Annotated in this window: 18 protein-coding genes and 1 pseudogene; 13 read left to right on the plus strand and 6 right to left on the minus strand. The window is 63.4% G+C overall.

The genetic code is table 11. From position 1 onward, the window contains the following. Positions 1–36: 36 nt before the first annotated feature. The 5 genes from ACJ4V0_RS20915 to ACJ4V0_RS20935 form a co-directional block, all read right to left on the minus strand. Positions 37–843 carry a hypothetical protein gene (locus tag ACJ4V0_RS20915; RefSeq protein WP_448301550.1) on the minus strand — a complete coding sequence of 269 codons (807 nt, stop codon included), beginning with the start codon at positions 841–843 and terminating at the stop codon, positions 37–39. Further along, the gene (locus ACJ4V0_RS20920; RefSeq protein WP_448301551.1) at positions 840–1,568 is read right to left on the minus strand and encodes a nucleotidyltransferase family protein; all 729 of its coding nucleotides are present in this window, start codon (positions 1,566–1,568) and stop codon (positions 840–842) included. Before ACJ4V0_RS20920 ends, ACJ4V0_RS20915 begins: the two co-directional genes overlap by 4 nt. A gap of 19 nt (positions 1,569–1,587) precedes the next feature. Next, on the minus strand, positions 1,588–3,057 hold the full coding sequence (locus tag ACJ4V0_RS20925; RefSeq protein ID WP_448301552.1) for a PfkB family carbohydrate kinase: 1,470 nt from the start codon (positions 3,055–3,057) through the stop codon (positions 1,588–1,590). A 34-nt stretch (positions 3,058–3,091) separates the two neighbouring features. After that, a complete protein-coding gene (locus ACJ4V0_RS20930; protein WP_448301553.1) occupies positions 3,092–3,790 on the minus strand; it encodes a class I SAM-dependent methyltransferase in 699 nt (232 codons plus the stop codon). Between the two features lie 93 nt (positions 3,791–3,883). Continuing rightward, positions 3,884–4,735 (minus strand): sugar nucleotide-binding protein, encoded by an 852-nt coding sequence (locus ACJ4V0_RS20935; protein ID WP_448301554.1) that lies wholly within the window; start codon positions 4,733–4,735, stop codon positions 3,884–3,886. A 127-nt stretch (positions 4,736–4,862) separates the two neighbouring features. Here ACJ4V0_RS20935 and ACJ4V0_RS20940 point away from each other — a divergent pair, with 127 nt between their 5' ends. Further along, positions 4,863–6,014 (plus strand): class I SAM-dependent methyltransferase, encoded by a 1,152-nt coding sequence (locus tag ACJ4V0_RS20940; protein ID WP_448301555.1) that lies wholly within the window; start codon positions 4,863–4,865, stop codon positions 6,012–6,014. Between the two features lie 4 nt (positions 6,015–6,018). Here ACJ4V0_RS20940 and ACJ4V0_RS20945 read toward each other — a convergent pair whose 3' ends face one another. Further along, entirely contained in the window at positions 6,019–7,074 is a 1,056-nt protein-coding gene (locus ACJ4V0_RS20945; protein ID WP_448301556.1) for a glycosyltransferase family A protein, read from the minus strand. Positions 7,075–7,118: 44 nt separating this feature from the next. Between ACJ4V0_RS20945 and ACJ4V0_RS20950 the strand changes: the two genes are divergently transcribed. From ACJ4V0_RS20950 to ACJ4V0_RS21005, 12 genes and pseudogenes are all read left to right on the plus strand, one after another. Beyond that, positions 7,119–7,742, plus strand: coding sequence for a D-glycero-alpha-D-manno-heptose-1,7-bisphosphate 7-phosphatase (locus tag ACJ4V0_RS20950; RefSeq protein ID WP_448301557.1), 624 nt, complete (start codon positions 7,119–7,121; stop codon positions 7,740–7,742). A gap of 243 nt (positions 7,743–7,985) precedes the next feature. Next, positions 7,986–8,942: an NAD-dependent epimerase/dehydratase family protein gene (locus tag ACJ4V0_RS20955; RefSeq protein ID WP_448301558.1), complete on the plus strand. Its 957-nt coding sequence runs from the start codon at positions 7,986–7,988 to the stop codon at positions 8,940–8,942. Next, a complete protein-coding gene (locus ACJ4V0_RS20960; protein WP_448301559.1) occupies positions 8,939–9,538 on the plus strand; it encodes an SIS domain-containing protein in 600 nt (199 codons plus the stop codon). Before ACJ4V0_RS20955 ends, ACJ4V0_RS20960 begins: the two co-directional genes overlap by 4 nt. A 10-nt stretch (positions 9,539–9,548) precedes the next feature. Next, entirely contained in the window at positions 9,549–10,541 is a 993-nt protein-coding gene (locus tag ACJ4V0_RS20965) for a GDP-mannose 4,6-dehydratase (protein WP_448301560.1), read from the plus strand. Between the two features lie 14 nt (positions 10,542–10,555). After that, a complete protein-coding gene (locus tag ACJ4V0_RS20970; RefSeq protein ID WP_448301561.1) occupies positions 10,556–11,398 on the plus strand; it encodes a transketolase in 843 nt (280 codons plus the stop codon). A 98-nt stretch (positions 11,399–11,496) separates the two neighbouring features. Beyond that, entirely contained in the window at positions 11,497–12,420 is a 924-nt protein-coding gene (locus ACJ4V0_RS20975) for a transketolase family protein (protein ID WP_448301562.1), read from the plus strand. A gap of 13 nt (positions 12,421–12,433) precedes the next feature. Continuing rightward, positions 12,434–13,474, plus strand: coding sequence for a zinc-binding dehydrogenase (locus ACJ4V0_RS20980; RefSeq protein WP_448301563.1), 1,041 nt, complete (start codon positions 12,434–12,436; stop codon positions 13,472–13,474). 4 nt (positions 13,475–13,478) lie between these two features. Continuing rightward, positions 13,479–14,093, plus strand: a complete 615-nt coding sequence (locus ACJ4V0_RS20985) for a hypothetical protein (protein WP_448301564.1) — start codon at positions 13,479–13,481, stop codon at positions 14,091–14,093. A 40-nt stretch (positions 14,094–14,133) separates the two neighbouring features. Beyond that, on the plus strand, positions 14,134–15,102 hold the full coding sequence (locus ACJ4V0_RS20990; protein WP_448301565.1) for a phosphotransferase: 969 nt from the start codon (positions 14,134–14,136) through the stop codon (positions 15,100–15,102). Between the two features lie 24 nt (positions 15,103–15,126). Continuing rightward, positions 15,127–15,789 (plus strand): class I SAM-dependent methyltransferase, encoded by a 663-nt coding sequence (locus ACJ4V0_RS20995; RefSeq protein ID WP_448301566.1) that lies wholly within the window; start codon positions 15,127–15,129, stop codon positions 15,787–15,789. Positions 15,790–15,829: 40 nt separating this feature from the next. Beyond that, positions 15,830–16,981, plus strand: coding sequence for a glycosyltransferase (locus ACJ4V0_RS21000; protein ID WP_448301567.1), 1,152 nt, complete (start codon positions 15,830–15,832; stop codon positions 16,979–16,981). 57 nt (positions 16,982–17,038) lie between these two features. Continuing rightward, positions 17,039–17,137 (plus strand): annotated as a pseudogene (locus ACJ4V0_RS21005) (IS481 family transposase); the annotation flags it as partial.

A 17,137-nucleotide genomic window follows, 5' to 3' on the forward strand; every position in this document is an offset into this window, starting at 1 on the left:
GAAACGCGGCCGCCCCGGCTGCGAAACCCTGGCCAGCTACGCCGGGGCGGCCGCTCGCATCTGCGCCCTCAATGGGGGCCTGCTTTGGACGCGAAATAGGGGTGGCGATTGGAAGCGATTTGACATTCTGTCGCGGAACGGGGCGCTCCCGGATACCGCGATCCAGTCCATCATCCATCGGACCGTCAGCGGCAGATAGTGATCGATCTGGTGGTCGAGCCGTGCCTCGAACGGCCGGTCGAAATAATCGGACGGAAGAGCCGGCTCGACGGCCAGCAGAAGGTCCTGAGCGCCGTCCTGGCGCATGCGGTCGAGGTGGTGGATCCAGCTCAGGGTAGCTTGTCTGGGGTCGCGCAGCGTTACGACGAAGCGCTCCAGCTTCATGAGGAAGCGCAGGTTGAGGGCCGATGCGTTGAGGTGGGACTGGCACGCGGCGCGGCTGCGGATGAGAGCATCGAGTTGACGGAAGTCGACCTGGTCCTCGGGGAAATAGCCGGCAGATATCGTCATGAGCGGCTTGCCGACGGTCGCGGCGATGGTTTCGATGGAATAGACGCTGGCGGATTTCGGCAGGGTATTCAAAAAGATGGCGGGCAGGTCAGCGTGGGGCCCGGTGGGGGCTGGCGCTGCCAAGGCCGCGGGACTTGCCGCTCTGGTCAACAGTTGGTCGCGCTCGACCATGAGCGCGTTTCGCTCGCCGATGAGCCCGTCGCGCTCCCGCATCAGGGCGTTGCGCTCATGGATGAGTTCGTCACGCTGGTGCATCGCGATGTCGCGCTGCGCCTCGGCCTCCCGCAGCCTGGCGTGGAGGCGGGCGACCCGGTCGGCGGTCTCGTCGGTCATGGCCCATCCTCCCGGAGAGGGGCTCCCGGCGCGTGGAACTCCTCGTGAGCCCGGCGCAGGCTTTCCACATTCCCGATGTCGCGGTGGTAGCCGTGCGTCTCGACCGCGAGGATGCGCCCGATCAGTTGCGGGATGATCTCGGTGGACAGATCGACGAACGGCCGGCCCAACGCAGCGGCCATTTCGGCAACCTCGGGTTCCACGACATAGACGGCAGCGTTCGCCAGATTGCCGGGCGGGTCAGCCACCTTCTCGTGGAAGGCCCTGACGACATGGCGCTCGTCGAGGTCGAGAATGCCGCAGGAGCGCGGATCGTCCGTCCGGAAGGCCAGCATCGTCATGGCGACCCTTGCAGGGCGCTCTGCATGCGCCGCCATCAGGCTTGTGACATCAAGATCCGTGAGGTTGTCGGCGTGGGCGACCAGCGCGCTCTCCCTGCCAAAATAGGCGCGGTTGGCGGCGAGGGTGCCGCCGGTTCCCAGAAGCTCCGGTTCATGCACCAGATCGATGCGTGCCGCGTAGGGTGAGGTAGCGACGTGCCCTCGAACCGCATCGGGAAGATAGTGGGTGTTGACCAGCGCGCGTTCGATTCCCGCGCCGAACAGCAGATCCAGCCAATAGTCCATCAGTGGCCGGCCATGAATGGGAACGAGGCACTTCGGGATCGTGTCGGTCACGGGCCTCAGGCGGCTGCCGATGCCGGCGGCAAGAAGCAGGGCGCGCACATGGTCCTCCCCGAGGATATCAACTGGGCTGGTCGAGTTCGACCATGAGGTCGTCCAGCGCGAGCGGTGTATTGCCGACACGGGAAATCTGGCAAGCCGCAGCGATACAGCCGATGTAGCTGCTGCGCCAGATGTCGAGTCCGGCGCATAGCGCCAGCGACGTCGAGATCAGCAGGGAATCGCCCGCGCCGGCGACGTCCTTGGGAGCGGAATTGAAGGCGGGGAGCTGGTCCGCCTGGAGCTTTCCGGCGTCGTCGGCGTAGATCAGGATGCCTTCCGCGCCCATCGTCACCACGATATTCTGCGCTTGGGCCCGTTGCCTCAGCTTCTCCGCCACGTTGATAAGACCGCTTTCATAGTCCGCGAGGGCAAGGCGGGCCTCTCTCTCGGTCGGGGTCACGAGCGTCATGCCCCGGAAGCGGGATATGTCCGATATCTGCGACGAGGCCTGGCTGTCGGCCGCCATCATGACGCCCCTGGCCCTGGCGCGCTCGGTGATCTGGTCGACGAGGGATTGCGGCAGACAACCGTAGTTGAAGTCTGAGAAGACCAGCAGGTCGGTGCGCGGGAGGAGGTCGTCGATCCGGTTCAGAAGGCGTGCGGCGACCTCGGACGATATAGCGTGCTGGCGCAGATGATTCACGCGCAACAGGGTCTTTCCCAAAGCGCGATAACGCTGCTTGTGCGTCGTCGGGCGGGTCGAGTCCTGGAACAACGAGGCCGCGACCCCGAACTCGCCCAGTCGTTGGCGGGCGAAATCCGCATCAACATCTTCGCCTGTGATCGAGACGAACTCGACCTCAGCGCCGAGGCCGCGAGCATGGGCCGCCACGATCCCCGCGCCGCCGACGAAGGTCTTCTGCTCGATGGGCGTGACCACGATGGTCGGGTCTTCCTGGGACATGCCCAGCGGCTCGCACTCGATATAAGTGTCGACGATGAGGTCGCCGATCACCACGGCGCGAATGCCCGCGATGCGGCCGAGATCGGTCTTCAGGCTCGCAATGGCAAAGCCTCGTCTGCGAGGGAAGTCAGAAGGCTTTGATATCGTGGAGAAATCACGCTCGAAATACTCGCGGCGCAACAACTCGATCGACGAAAAGCGAACCTCACCTGACGAAAAGAGCAGTTGTCCCCCGTATCCCTGCACGACGGCGGCCTCGGGGTTGTCGAGTCCCTCGTACTCCTTGCCCTTGACGACGACGGCAGGCTTGAGCCTTGCGATGAACTGTTCGGGAGGCTCATCGAGAAGCACGACGTGATACACGATCGCGATTGACAACAGAGCTTCCTTGCGAAGCTCTGCTGGAACCGAGACCCCCGGCGTGGTGTCCGGCAGCAGGCCAACGACGAGGGCGTCGCCGTTCTCGGCGGCAAATTTCAGATGTCGCAGGTGTCCGGGATGGAGCACGTTGAACTTGCCCGATACGAAGCAGACCCGCCCACCCGGGCGGATGCCGCGCATGATCGCATCGACTTGCGTGTCCATCGTGGTCGCCACTTGAGGAAGCATGGCCTTTCGGTCAATCGGCCAGGTACTCGTTGCGAATATGGCACCCCACCGCGATGAGATAGTGCGCCATCTTGTAGAAGCCCGTGTGGACCACCTCGTCGTTCATCGAGAATACAAACACGGTATGGAAGAACGTCTCCATGAAACTCTTGAAGTCGTCGCCGTTCTTGCAGTTGACGTGACCGGCCCTGCTCTGCGGTGAAGCGTGGGCCTGCGACTCCAGCGACGGCATACCGAAGATCACGATGCCGTCCCGCTCCATCGACTTCAGGACATTGCCGATGAATGTCGTCTCGTCCTCGGGGCGGATATGCTCGAGCACATCCATGGCAAAGGCCGCATCATAGCGACCGGGAATCGGCCCCTTCAGAGCGTCGTGGACGAAGGCCTCAAGCGGCCAGTGGGGGTTCATCCGTTCCTTTACGTCCGAGATGAACAAAGGATCGAAATCGACGGCCGTCACATGGCCGACGGACTGTTGAACGATCCGGGTTCCAAAAGCGTCAGCGCAGCCGACTTCCAGCACTTTCTTTCGGCCGGCCAGCATGCGGGAAATGAACTTGTATCGCGCCAAAGTAAAGAGCGTACGCTTGGGGTCCTGATTCCACGATTCATTGGCCATCAGACCAAATTTCGTGATCCCGTGCTTCTCCTTGACGTCGAACAGGATCTTGTACTGGGGCTCGACGGTCGTGTTTTCCGAAGACATGAACGCATCCCTCGCGAGCGAAATCGCGGTCCCGGATATCAGAAGGGCAGTCCAAACTAAAGTCTGAATGCAGGCCTTGTTGTCTCCCGGACCTCAAACCAGCGATCGAATCAGGCGCTGTACGACCGTGCTCGCATCTTGCGCGGGGAGATCAAGGACCGCTTCGGTTCTCCGCGTATCGAGCGTCGTATGGCGGGGACGGCTGGCGAGGACAATTCCGCGACTACGCGAGTCGATCGGTTCGACCTGTTCCGGGCGCGCGCCAATTTCGCTGGCGAGGAGGGTGGCGATGTCGGCGTAAGAGATGTCGGGCGTCGCACCGATCTGCAGGATGCCGACAAGCCCGCGCTCGCCCATCCGCTGAAGTGCGGTCGTCACCGTATTGAGTGGAAGAGGGGCGCAGACCAGATCGGTGAACGCTTCGATCGTTTCGCCTGCAAGGAGGCTGTCGCGCCAGCGAGACAGAAGAGGGGTTAGGGTCTCCGCCAGCTTGGTGATGCGCAGAATCACGGCCCGGTCGCCCAGCCTCAGCAGGGCGCTTTCAACCTCTGCCTTCTGGGCCGCGTAGAGACCCTGGGGATCGTAGGGGGAGTCGGCCGGCGCGAGCGGACGGGAATCGCCGAGAACGAGGTTCGTCGAAACGATGGCAATGCGGCTGCCAGCTGCTGCGAGCGCCTCCGCCAGGGCGATCGTATGGGAGACGTTGACTGTCCGCGAGAGGTCCGGATCGGCTTCGCAGGCTGCCTGGGACGTTATTCCTGCCAGGATATAGGCGGTGTCGACGGCCGGCAGTGTCTGGCTCTGCGGGGTCAAAGCCAGATCGAAAGAGATCGTTCCGGCGGAGCCTCGCCGGCTGGTCCGGAAGACCTCATGGCCCGCTGCGGCGAGCCGCTGGGCGAGAGTTGCTCCGATAAGGCTTTCGGCGCCGATGATCAGGGCCTTCACGGGCGCCTCCAATGGTTGGTGACATGACGTTCGATCACCGCGCGGCATCCGGAGATGGACGTGGCCGATACGGTTGACGACCCGTGGCGATCATGGTCAACACGTCGGCATTCCTGCGGAGAAAGCCATGACAAGCACATGTGGTCTGTGCGGATCGTCCGCGTTCCGCCATATCCACCCGTATGGTGATTTGCCGCGTGTGACTTCCGACTGCAAGCCTTTCGCGCCGGGCGGGGAACTGCGAGTCTGCGTAGCCTGCGGCATGGTTTCAAAGCCAGTGACGGAGCAGTTCCTGAGCGACATCGGGAAGATCTATTCTGCCTATGACGTCTATTATCAGGGCGGGGGGGTCGAGCAGATCGTCTTCGATTCCGTCACAGGCGGACAGATGAGGCGCTCCGAGCTGATCTGCCGGCGATTGGCCGAGACAGGCCGTCTGCAGGGATCGCGTCGGGCCATCGATCTTGGGTGTGGCAATGGTGGCTTCCTGCGCGCTCTTTCAAACGCGTTCGAAGGCTGGGAGTTGTTGGGACTGGAATTGGACGGGCGCAGCCGCGAACTGATGCGGTCGATTCCCGGGTTCGTCGATCTCATCGAAGGGGATGTCGAAACGCTTGCCGGCACCTTTGACTTCATTTCGATGATCCATGCCCTTGAGCATTTCACCGATCCGAGGGCGACGCTGGAGCGGCTGCGCCGGCATCTTTCGCCCGGAGGCATGATCTTCATCGAGATCCCGAACGTGCAGGAAAATCCGTTCGATCTGCTGATTGCCGATCACGTATCGCACTTCACGCCGCATACACTGGACGCTATCCTGGTGAAGGCCGGTTTTGCCCCTGTCGTCTTTGCGACGGACTGGGTGAAGAAGGAGATGTCTGTGCTCGCCGTGGCTATCGACGTGCCGCCGGCCGCTCGTTTCGCGCCGCCGCCTGCAAGCCTCGTCGATGATCATATCGCCTGGCTGGCGGAGACGCTGCGCCGCGCCAGTGACGCTGCGGCAACGGCGGAGTCATTCGGCGTTTTCGGTACGTCCATCGCATCGACCTGGCTGTCTGGCGGACTTGGCGACATGGTCCGGTTCTACGTCGATGAGGATCCGAGCCGGCAGGGCCGCGAGTTCTTCGGGCGGCCTATCATCGGTCCGGGCCAGATTCCGGACGGGAGTACCGTGTTCGTCGCACTTGCGCCCGCCATCGCGTCGGTCGTGGGGGATCGCGTTGCACAGGCCTCGCCCGGAACCCGACTGGTGATGACGCCTGGTTTTGCCAGCGCCTGACAGATCAGGAGCGTTTCGGCCCGAACCAGGACAAGGCGAATCGCAGGCCGCGACGCAGCGCCGCCGGCATCGCAGGACGGATTGCATGCCAGGCGGGAAGTGCGAGGCAGGCCACGACAAGGCGCGCCGTGAGGTATCCGCGTGTTGCCGGATCGGAGGCGAGCGCCAGAAGCACCCCGACCGAATGTTGCGGAACACACCCGGCGCGGCGCATGTCGTCGAAGACGTCCGGAAACCTCTCGCGCAGGATTTTGACCGATTGCCGGGCGATCCGCGCCATTGCCCCGGGATCAGCCCGCTCCCGGACCGAAAACGACGCTTCGGTCTCCCGCACCGTTCCCAGTGCCTGGGGCACGTAAGCGCAACCATGGCGGAAGGCGAGGACATAGTTCGCGAAGCTGTCCGAATAGCTGCCCAGTTCCGGCAGGAAGCCACCGACCGCGCGCACCGGTCCCGTGCGATAGAGGATCGTATTGGTCGTGAACGTGAAATAGTTGGTTCGGAAGATGTGGCGCACCTCGTCAGGCGTAAAGCAGGTGCCTTCCTCCGAAAGGGCGAGGCCGAAGACCTCGTCCTTGCCGGTCTTGGCGTCGGCAATGCGGGGGTCCGCGAAGCAGAACGCGGCCCGCGGATGGCTCGCGAGGAGTGCGCCGGTTTCCGCCAGAAAGTCATGGGCGACCTCGTCGCCACAGGCCAGGAATGCGACCAGGTCGGTGTCGATGAGATCCAGCCCGGCGACCGATGCGGCCGCCGGTCCGACGTTGCTGGAAAGCCGGACGAACCTTGTGCCAGGCAGACCCGACAAAGCCGCCTCGACCTGCGACGCGACGGCTGCAGGAGAGCCGTCATCGACGACCAGAATCGCGTCGGGGGGGCGAATCTGCGCGGCAAGGGCCGCAAGCTGCAGGTGAAGGCGATCAAGATCGCAATAGTGTGGAATGACGATGCCGATGGTGCCCCCCGCAGGCGCGCGTGGCGCCGGAGGCGTTGCCGATACTCCAGACGGGGTCATGGCGGACCAACCAGGTCGCTTGCCGTCGGCTTGCCGGGCTTCGAACATGGTCGGGATGGACAGATGCTTCGTTTCAAGGCTTGAAGGTCATCATGAGCCTGCCTCATCCAAATCTTGTCGCTCCCGGCCTCTGGGCGGAGCGGCGCAGCAAGAACTCTGGCCGCGACCAGCCGGCATTGTTCCTGGATCGGGACGGCGTTGTCGTTCATGACGTCCATCACCTGCGGCGGGTCCAGGATGTCAAGCTCATCGAGGGAATTGGGGCCGTCATTAGCGGAGCGGCCTCGGCGGGAGCCATTGTCGTCATGGTTACGAACCAGTCGGGAATCGCACGGCAACTGTTCGGCTGGGATGACTTTGGCCAGGTACAGGATGCCATCCATAAGGCTCTTGCGGACTGCGGCGCCGGTTTCGATGGCGTCTATGCCTGCGGCTACCACGAGAATGCCGTCCGACCAGGTTTTGCGATAGCCGATCACCCGTGGCGCAAGCCCAATCCCGGAATGCTGCTGGCGGCAGCCGATGAATTCGGAATCGACCTCGCGCGGTCGTGGATCGTCGGTGATCGACCATCGGACATCGAAGCGGGCCGACGAGCGGGAATTGCCGGTGGCGTGCTGTTGGGCTCGCAGTCCGTGTCAGAATCAGCGGACGGGGTCTATCGCGAGAGATCGATTCCGGAGATCCGCCTATTGAATTGGGCCGATCTAGCCTGATTATGTTCCCGTGTCTGCCAGTCCGGCGGGGCGCCTTGGAGTCTTGCGGTCTGGCAGAGGCGGCAGGTGCTGAATCCATGGCCTCGGTACCGCTCGCGGGGAGGTCTCCGCCGTTTCGGGTTGCGGGCAGGCCTGTCAGTCAGTATCACCGGCACACTGCCATGGTCCTCCGGCTGCTGTTTCGCGTTTCAGCCTCGACATGGCCTGCCCGCCACATACTGAACCGAAATCGGGACCGTCGGCATGAGAATTCTTGTTACGGGAGCCTGTGGCTATAAGGGAACCGTTCTCGTTCCCAAGCTCCTTGAGCGTGGTCATGAGGTTGTTGCCTTCGACATCCAGTGGTTCGGCAACTACCTTCGTCCGCACCCGGCGCTGACCGTCGTTCAGGGCGACGTGCGACACGACAGCGAGGTGAATCTCGACGGCATCGACGCCATCATTCACCTCTCCAGCGTCGCCAACGATCCCTGTTCGGATCTCGATCCCAAGCTGACCTGGGAAATCTCCTGCCTCGCGACGATGCAGCTTGCCGACAAGGCCAGCCGGATGGGCATCAAGCGGTTCATCTATGCATCGTCGGGGTCGGTCTATGGCGTGACCGACGAGCCCCACGTCACTGAAGATCTGCCGCTATTTCCGCTCTCCGAATACAACAAGACCAAGATGTGCGGAGAGCGCATCGTACTCTCCTACGCGCAGGATATGGTCACCCAGATCGTCCGGCCGGCGACGGTCTGCGGTTACTCGCCCCGCATGCGCCTCGATGTTTCCGTCAACCTGCTGACCATGGCGGCGCTGACCAAGGGCAAGATCACGGTGCTCGGTGGCGCCCAGGTGCGCCCGAACATTCACATCGACGACATTACGGATCTCTACATCTTCCTTCTCGACAATCCCCAGCATTCCGGCGTGTACAATGCCGGCTTCGAGAACATCTCGATCATGGATATCGCGCGCATGGTGGCCGAGCACGTCGGTGCCGAAATCGAAGTGTTGCCGTCGAACGATCCCCGCAGCTACCGGGTCAATTCCGACAAGCTGCTCGCGACCGGGTTCAGGCCGAAAAAGACTGTCGAGGATGCGATCAAGGAGCTGGTCGGTCTCTATCGCCAGGGCGTCCTGGTCGAGGCCGACCAGTTTCATAACCTCAAGTGGATGATGAGGACGGTTGTCGACAGCACGAGGCAAGTGGCGTGACGGCGGCGATCAGAGACACTTCCCTCGAGGCCCATTTCCGGGATTATTCGAGCCGTCTGTCCCAGTTTCTGGAGGGGATGGACTGGCAGCCGCTCACGCGACTCGCCCACGATCTGCGCGACTGCTGGTCAACCGGCCGGCAAGTCTTTCTTGCCGGCAACGGGGGCAGCGCCGGCAACGCCGTTCACCTGGCCAACGACTTCGTTTACGCCCTGTCAAAGCGAGCCGGATCGGGCCTGCGGATACACGCACTCCCGGCTAACACGGCGGTCATCACGTCCCTTGCCAATGATGAGGGCTATGACCGGATCTTCGCTCTTCAACTGGCTGTTCTCGCACGGCCCGGAGACGTGCTGATCGCGTTTTCGGGTTCCGGAAACTCGGCCAACATTATCGCTGCGCTTGAGGAGTCGCGACGGATCGGCATGACAAGCTATGCCGTCCTCGGCTTTTCGGGCGGGAAGGCGCGCGGGCTGGCGGACGTGCCCATTCACTGCCCGATCGACGACATGCAGATCGCCGAGGATCTTCAGCTGATCTTCGGCCACATGGTCATGCAATGGCTGCATTCCCAGCGCGATTCGTTCCAGACATGATGTCTCGCCCATGACGCCCCGCTTCCTCGTTCTCGGCTCCAACTCGTTCTCCGGGGCATTCTACTGCGATCATCTGGCGCGGCTGGGTCACGACGTGATCGCGACGAGCCGCTCCGAGGAGCCCCATCCGGCGTTCCTGCCCTACAAGTGGACGCCGCGGCCGGGGACCGTCCGCTTCCAGAGACTCGACATCAACCACGACCTCGTTGCGCTGGATGCGATCCTGAGAGACGAGCGCCCGACGCACGTCGTCAATTTCGCAGCGCAGTCGATGGTGGGCGAGAGCTGGCTCAACCCCGATCACTGGATGATGACCAACGTGGTGTCGCAGGTGCGACTTCACGAGCGCCTGCGCCGCTACGAGGGCCTCCAGCGCTACGTTCACGTCACGACGCCCGAGGTGTACGGATCGACGGACGGTTGGGCGAAGGAATCGCAGGCCTTCAATCCATCTACACCCTATGCCGTGTCCCGCGCGGCGAGCGACATGAGCCTGCGGACCTATTTCGCGACTTATGGATTTCCCGTCGTCTTTACCCGCGCTGCGAATGTCTATGGTCCGGGTCAGCAGCTCTACCGGATCATTCCCCGCACGATCTATGCGGCCATGACCGGCCAACGCCTGACGCTGGACGGCGGCGGCAAGTCAGTGCGTGTCTTCATCCATATGGATGATGTGTCCGACGCGACGACAGCCATCGCGCTGCGCGGCACGGCCGGAGAAACCTATCACATTTCAGGCTACGAACTGGTCTCGATCCGGGCGCTGGTCGAACTGATCCTCGAGCGCTTCGGAAAGCGGCTGGAGGATTGCGTCGACATCGGCCCCGACCGTCCCGGCAAGGACGCGGCCTACCAGCTCGATTCTGTGAAGCTGCGCACGGAACTCGGCTGGCGCGATCGGGTATCGCTTGCCGAGGGCATCGACGATACCATCGCCTGGATGAAGCGGTTCGAGAACGACCTTCCGAACCTGCCCGCTCGTTACCAGCACAAACCCTGACCGCGGAGACGAACGTGAACGCCGCTTCAACCGGGCGCCAGCCGGACGTCGACAAGCTTCGTCGCATTGCCGCCGAACTTCGTGGATCGGTCGTCACGATGTCCCATCGTGCCCAGGCGGCCCATCTTGCCTCATCGCTGTCCTGCTGCGACGTGTTGGCCGCAGCCTACTGGCATGCAGCCCGCATCGATCCGGCACGCCCGGACGACCCCGACCGGGACAGGTTTATTCTATCCAAGGGCCATGCAGCGGCAGGCCTCTACTCGGCGCTGGCGTTCCGCGGCTATTTCGACCGAGCCTTGCTCGAGACCTATTGCCAGGATGGCGGCATGCTGGCGGAACATCCGCCGGCCAACATGCTTCCCGGAGTGGAGGCCGCGACCGGGTCGCTCGGGCATGGACTTCCGATCGGCGTCGGGATCGCTCTGGCCGGCAGGGTCAACGGACGGAGCCATCGCGTCTTCGTGCTCTTGTCGGATGGCGAGAACAACGAGGGTTCCGTCTGGGAGGCTGCGATGTTCGCCGCCGGTCAGCATCTCGAGAATGTCTGCGTGGTCGTCGACTACAACAAGTGGCAGGCGACCGCCCGTTCGAACGAGACGCTGATGCTGGCGCCCCTGGTCGACAAGTGGCGCGCCTTCGGGTGGGACGCGCAGGAGATCGACGGGCACGACGTCGAAGCTCTCGCGCGCCTGATGGACAATGTGCCGAACGGGTCCGGCAAGCCCGTCGCTCTCATCGCTCACACGGTGAAGGGCAAGGGCGTCTCGTTCATGGAGGACGACAATAACTGGCACTACCGTGCGCCGACGGCCGAGGAGGTCGAGAAGGCACGCCGCGAACTGGGGCTCATATGAGCGGCCATGCCGTCCCTCATGCACACCCGATCGTGGCCCTCCCGGTCTACCCATCCTGATCGTCCGCAGCGAACCGCAGCCCCGCAGCAAGGCCCGAGATGAGAAACGCCTTCGCAGATGAATTGACCAAGCTCGGCAACGATGACCCTCGCGTCGTCATGCTCTCGGGCGATATCGGCAACAAGCTCTTCGACAAGTTCCGCGCCGCCCACCCGGGCCGCTTCTTCAACTGCGGGGTGGCCGAGCAGAACATGATGGGCGTTGCGGCCGGCATGGCGATGAGCGGCCTCAGGCCGATCGTCTATACAATTACGCCCTTTGTCACGACTCGCTGCCTCGAGCAGATCCGTACCGACGCCTGCTATCACGACCTGCCGGTGACGATCGTCGCCGTCGGCGCGGGGCTCGCCTATGCCGGTCTGGGTCCCACGCACCACGCCTGCGAGGACATCGCCTTCCTGCGCGCCATCCCGAACATGACCGTGGTGGCGCCGGGCGACGCGTTCGAGGTTCGCGGCGCCATGCGCGCCGCGCTCCGGCAGGATGGCCCGGTCTATATCCGCATGGGAAAGAAGGGCGAACCGCTGGTCCACGCCGCCGTTCCGGAAGACTTCGCGCTCGGCAAGGCGCTGCCATTGCGCCAGGGGGCCGATGTCGCGCTGCTGTCCACCGGCAATATGTTGCCAGAGGCTTTGCACGCTTGCGACTGGCTGGCCGAGCGCGGCATTGGGGCGAGTCTGTTCAGCTTTCACACCGTCAAACCGCTCGACCAGGACGTTCTCGCCGAGGCTTTCCGATCCTATCGGCTGGTCGTGACGGTCGAGGAGCACTCCCTCATAGGGGGCTTTGGAGGAGCCGTCGCGGAATGGGCGATGGATCATCGCGCGCCTGCGGGAAGTCTCTTGCGTATCGGCACCCCGGATGCGTTCTTCAAGCAGTCCGGAGAACAGGAACATGCCCGCGAGGTTCTCGGTCTGACCGGGCACCAGATTGGCGCAGCCGTCCAGCGCAGGCTGGGCTGACAGGATCACGACGATGAAGACCGAAGCTGCCATTCTGGTCGAGACGGGGAAGCCTCTCGTACTGGCCGAGTTGGAGATTCCCAGGCTCGGAACCGGCCAGGTTCTGGTGCAGATCGCCTATTCCGGAGCCTGTGGTACGCAAGTCATGGAATGGCGCGGCGACAAGGGGCCGGATCGGTGGCTGCCGCATTGCCTGGGCCATGAAGCGACCGGGCTAGTCCGCGATGTCGGTCCGGCTGTTACCAAGGTCAAGCCCGACCAGCAGGTGGTGTTGTCCTGGATCAAGGGCAGCGGCATCGAGGCGGGCGGCGCCGTTTACCTATGGGAAGGACGCAAGGTGAATGCCGGGGGCGTGACGACCTTCCAGCGGCTCGCCGTGGTTTCGGAAAACCGTCTTTCACCTGTTCCGGCTGGACTGCCGATGGATGTCGCCGTCTTGCTCGGCTGCGCGGCGCCGACCGGGATGGGTGCCATCTTCAACGTCCTCGCTCCTGCGCCTGGAAGCGCGGTTGCGATCTTCGGTGCGGGCGGCATCGGTCTCAACGCATGCCTTGCCGCGGCGCTGGGGGGCTGTACCCCTATCATCGCGGTGGACATCAATCCGACGCGGCTGGCCCTGGCGCGGACGCTAGGCGCCAGTCATGTGATCGATTCCCGTGGAGCGGATGTCGCTGCGGCCATTCGGGAGATCGTTCCGGGCGGCGTCGACGTTGCCGTCGAGGCGACCGGGCTCCCCGAGGTGATGGCTGTCGCGCTTGCGTGCACGCGGCAACAGGGCGGCCGCGCCGTGGTCATCGGAAATGCCCGCCATGGATCGCTGCTGACGCTTGATCCGGGTCTCTTCAATCAGGGAAAGAGCCTGATGGGAACCTGGGGTGGTGACAGCGTTCCTGACCGCGACTATCCGCGCTACGGGCGCCTGCTCGGCCTTGGTCGCTATCCGGTCAAGTCGCTTCTTTCCAGCCCCTACCGGCTCGAGGACGCCGACAAGGCGCTCGCCGACCTGTCGGCCGGTGTCATCGGCCGGCCGCTGATCGACATGTCGCTGCGCTGAAGCCATGCGGATCGGGATCGATTTCGACAATACGATCGCCAACTATGACGGGGTGTTCCATCGCGCGGCGCTGGAGCGTGGCCTGATCCCTGCCGATCTGCCCCCGTCCAAGAACACCGTGCGGGATTATCTCAACGGCTCCGGCCGCAAGAACGAATTCACGGAGCTTCAGGGCTATGTCTATGGGGCGCGGATGGACCTCGTCGCGCCCTATCCCGGCGTGGAGGAGGCCGTGGCCGCTCTGACCGCGGCCGGGCACGATCTCATGGTCATCAGCCACAAGACGCGCGTCCCCCTGAAAGGGCCAGCCCATGACATGCATGCCGCCGCCCGCGGCTTTCTTGTCGCCAACGGCCTCGTTGGCAATGGCATGATCCCTTTGGCGCGCGTCGGCTTTCACGAGACCGCGGAAGAGAAGGTTGCTGCGATTGCTGCCGAGTCGTGCGACGTCTTCATCGACGACCTGCCGGAGGTTCTGACCCGCCCCGGCTTTCCCATGACCACGCGGCGGATCCTGTTCGACCCGCATGGTCATTTCCCGGAGAGCCGATGGCTGGAGCAGGGCTTGGAGCGCCATTCCGAATGGTCCAAGATCGCCGACGTGCTTCTCCATGGTTGAGGGGGAGGCGCCCTGGGCGCTCGCCATCCGTCTTGCCATCATGGCCGGGCGGGCGGCACCGGCCGCCATCCACCGGTTGGCAGGGGGCAAGAACAATCAGGTCTTCCGTGTCGAGACGGCCGACGGGCCGCTGCTCTTGAAGGTCTATTTCACCGATGCCGGCGATACGCGCGACCGGCTTGGAGCCGAGTGGTCGTTCCTGTCTCGTCTCTCGTCTCTGGGTCTGGGCCGCATTCCCCAGCCGCTCGCGATGGTCCGTGATCCGCACGCCGCTCTCTACAGTTTTGTCGACGGGCGGCGGCCATTGCCATCCGAGATCGGTGGTGAGGCTGTCGCCCAGGCGGCTGATTTCATCATTGCCGCCAATCCGATACCACGCGATCTTTCAGGCTTGGCACCGGCTTCGGAAGCGTGCCTCTTTCTGCGCGACCATTTCGACACGGTCGATCGCCGCGTTGCCCGCCTGCAGCAACTGGATCCGCATGCTCCTCTGCGCGATGAGGCTGCCAGTCTCGTGGGCGAGCGCCTCGGGCCGCTGTGGGCGCGCGTCAGGCAGGGCGCGACGGAGCGCCTCGAGGCAGGGGAGGCAGCCAACGCCATCGCCGAGAGCGAGATCATCGCCTCGCCATCCGACTTCGGCTTCCACAATGCGCTGATGGATGACGGCGGCCGGCTCACCTTCATCGACTTCGAGTATGCCGGCCGCGATGATCCGGCGAAACTCGTCGGCGACTTCTTCTCGTGCCCGGAGGTCCCCGTTCCGTCCTGCCATTTCGACAGCTTCGTCGAGGCGCTCGCGGACGGTCTGGGTCTCGGTGATGCTTTTCGTTTGCGCTGCCGGCACCTGCTGGATACCTACCGGCTGAAGTGGGCCTGCATCGTCCTCAATGACTTCCTACCCATCGATGCCGCGCGCAGGGCCTTCTCCCTCGGTGGGGAAAGAAGAGAGCGCTGCTCCCTTCAACTGGTGAAGGCCGCCGCATTGCTGGACCAAATCTCCGGTTCTTGATGCCAAACCCGACAGGAGGCCACGATGGCCTATCGAGAATTTGTCAGTCTGGTCCACAAATCGACGAAGCGGGACTATCTCGCCCGCGTCAACGAGGTCGACAAGGCGGAGGCCTCGGAGAAGGCGGCCCGGTTCGACTATGACTACTGGGATGGTGATCGGCTGACGGGCTATGGCGGCTATCGGTACGATGGCCGATGGCGAAAGGTCGCTGACGCGATGATCGCCGCCTACGGGATCAAGCCTGGCATGAAGATTCTTGACGTCGGATCAGGCAAAGGCTTCATCCTGCATGACTTTCTTGAGGCCTGCCCAGGCGCGGAAGTGTCTGGCCTCGATGTCTCGGATTATGCGGTGGCCCATACCATGGAGAGCGTGAAACCGTTCTGCAGGGTGGGAACCGCCGCGTCGCTGCCATGGCCCGACCAGACGTTCGACCTCGTTATCTCGATCAACACGCTGCACAATCTCTATATCCAGGATCTCTGGTCCGCGTTCAGGGAGATCGAACGAGTCGGCAAGGGTGCCAAGTACATCTGTGTCGAGGGTTATCGCAACGAGCGCGAGAAGATGAACCTCATGTATTGGCAGTTGACCTGTCGGGCGTTCCACACGCCGGACGAGTGGAAGTTCATCTTCGACCAGACGGGCTATTCGGGCGACCACGAGTTCATATTCTTCGAGTGACAAGCGAGCCCGCCGTGACAAGGCCCGACGTCTCGACCTCATGACCGAGAACCCGCATTCGGTCCTGCACATCATCCCGGCGGTCGGCCAGGGGGGGGCCGAGCGTTTGCTGTCCGAACTCGTTCGGAGGGCGCCGGCGCATGTCCGCCATCACGTCCTCTCGCTGACCAATGATCAAACGCCGTTCGACTGGGGAATGGCGGAGATTCAGACGCTTGGCCTCAAGCGCGGCGAACTCTCTGTCCGCGCGGCCTGGCAACTGATGGGCAAGGTCCGCAAGTCGCGACCGGATATCGTCCACGGATGGCTTTACCACGGCAATATCGCCGCGGCCCTTGCGCGTCTGTTGGGGCCGCGCGTGTTCTGGTCCATTCACAATACGGGGCATTCGCGCACCCATACCAAGACGCTCACGCGCGGGGTCGACTGGTTGTCGTCCCGCCTGTCGTCTCATGTTCCCGAGCGCATCATCTATTGCTCGCAGAAGGCCCGCGACATGCACGAAAGCGAGGGCTATGACCGACGCCGCGGCGTGATCATCGAAAACGGTGTCGACCTTGGTGCGTTCTCGGTGAACCCACCGCGGCGGGACGGTGCTCGTCATCGCCTTGGGCTTGATCCCGCCGACTTGGCGATCGGCGCGTTCGGCCGCTTCTCGCCGCAGAAGGGTCATGAGACGCTGTTCAGTGCCTTGCTCCAGTTGCCGGCCGCCCTACCGTGGCGTCTGATCCTGGCGGGACAGGATTGTGACCTGCGACACCCCGGCCTTGCCGCGTTGATTGAGCGACATGGCCTCGGAACGCGCGTGCTGTGTCTCGGCGAGCAGACGAACATGCCGGAACTCTATGCCGCGCTCGATCTGTTCTGTCTCGCGTCGGACTTTGGCGAAGCCTCACCCCTCAGCCTCATCGAGGCTGCGGCGGCCGGCATCCCGGTGGTCACGACGGATGTCGGAGACGTCGACCATCTCGTGCTGAGCCCGGAACACATCGTGCCCCGCGGAGCCTCCACGGCCATGGCCGCGGCGATCATGGGAGCGCTCGACCGACAGAGATCACCTGACGCGGCGCTCCTCGCCCAAGCGAGGCTGGAGAGGGTCGAGGCACGGCACCGTATCGAGGCGTTCGTCGAGGCGATGCATGCTCTCTATGCGGCGCCGGCGCACCTTCCCCAAGAGCGAGGGACAGACTAGATGTTTGATCCCAGGTTTTGATGGTGCTGTCTCATCGACAGAATCGAGGGAAGCGCTATGGGCCAGATTCTACACGGGAGCGCCACAACGACAGAGGCGGTCCGTCGAGCGATACAGCATAGTCAAGAGAGCCTGAGGGCGCTGGCGAAGCGCTAT

The organism is Phreatobacter aquiterrae, from assembly GCF_053471285.1.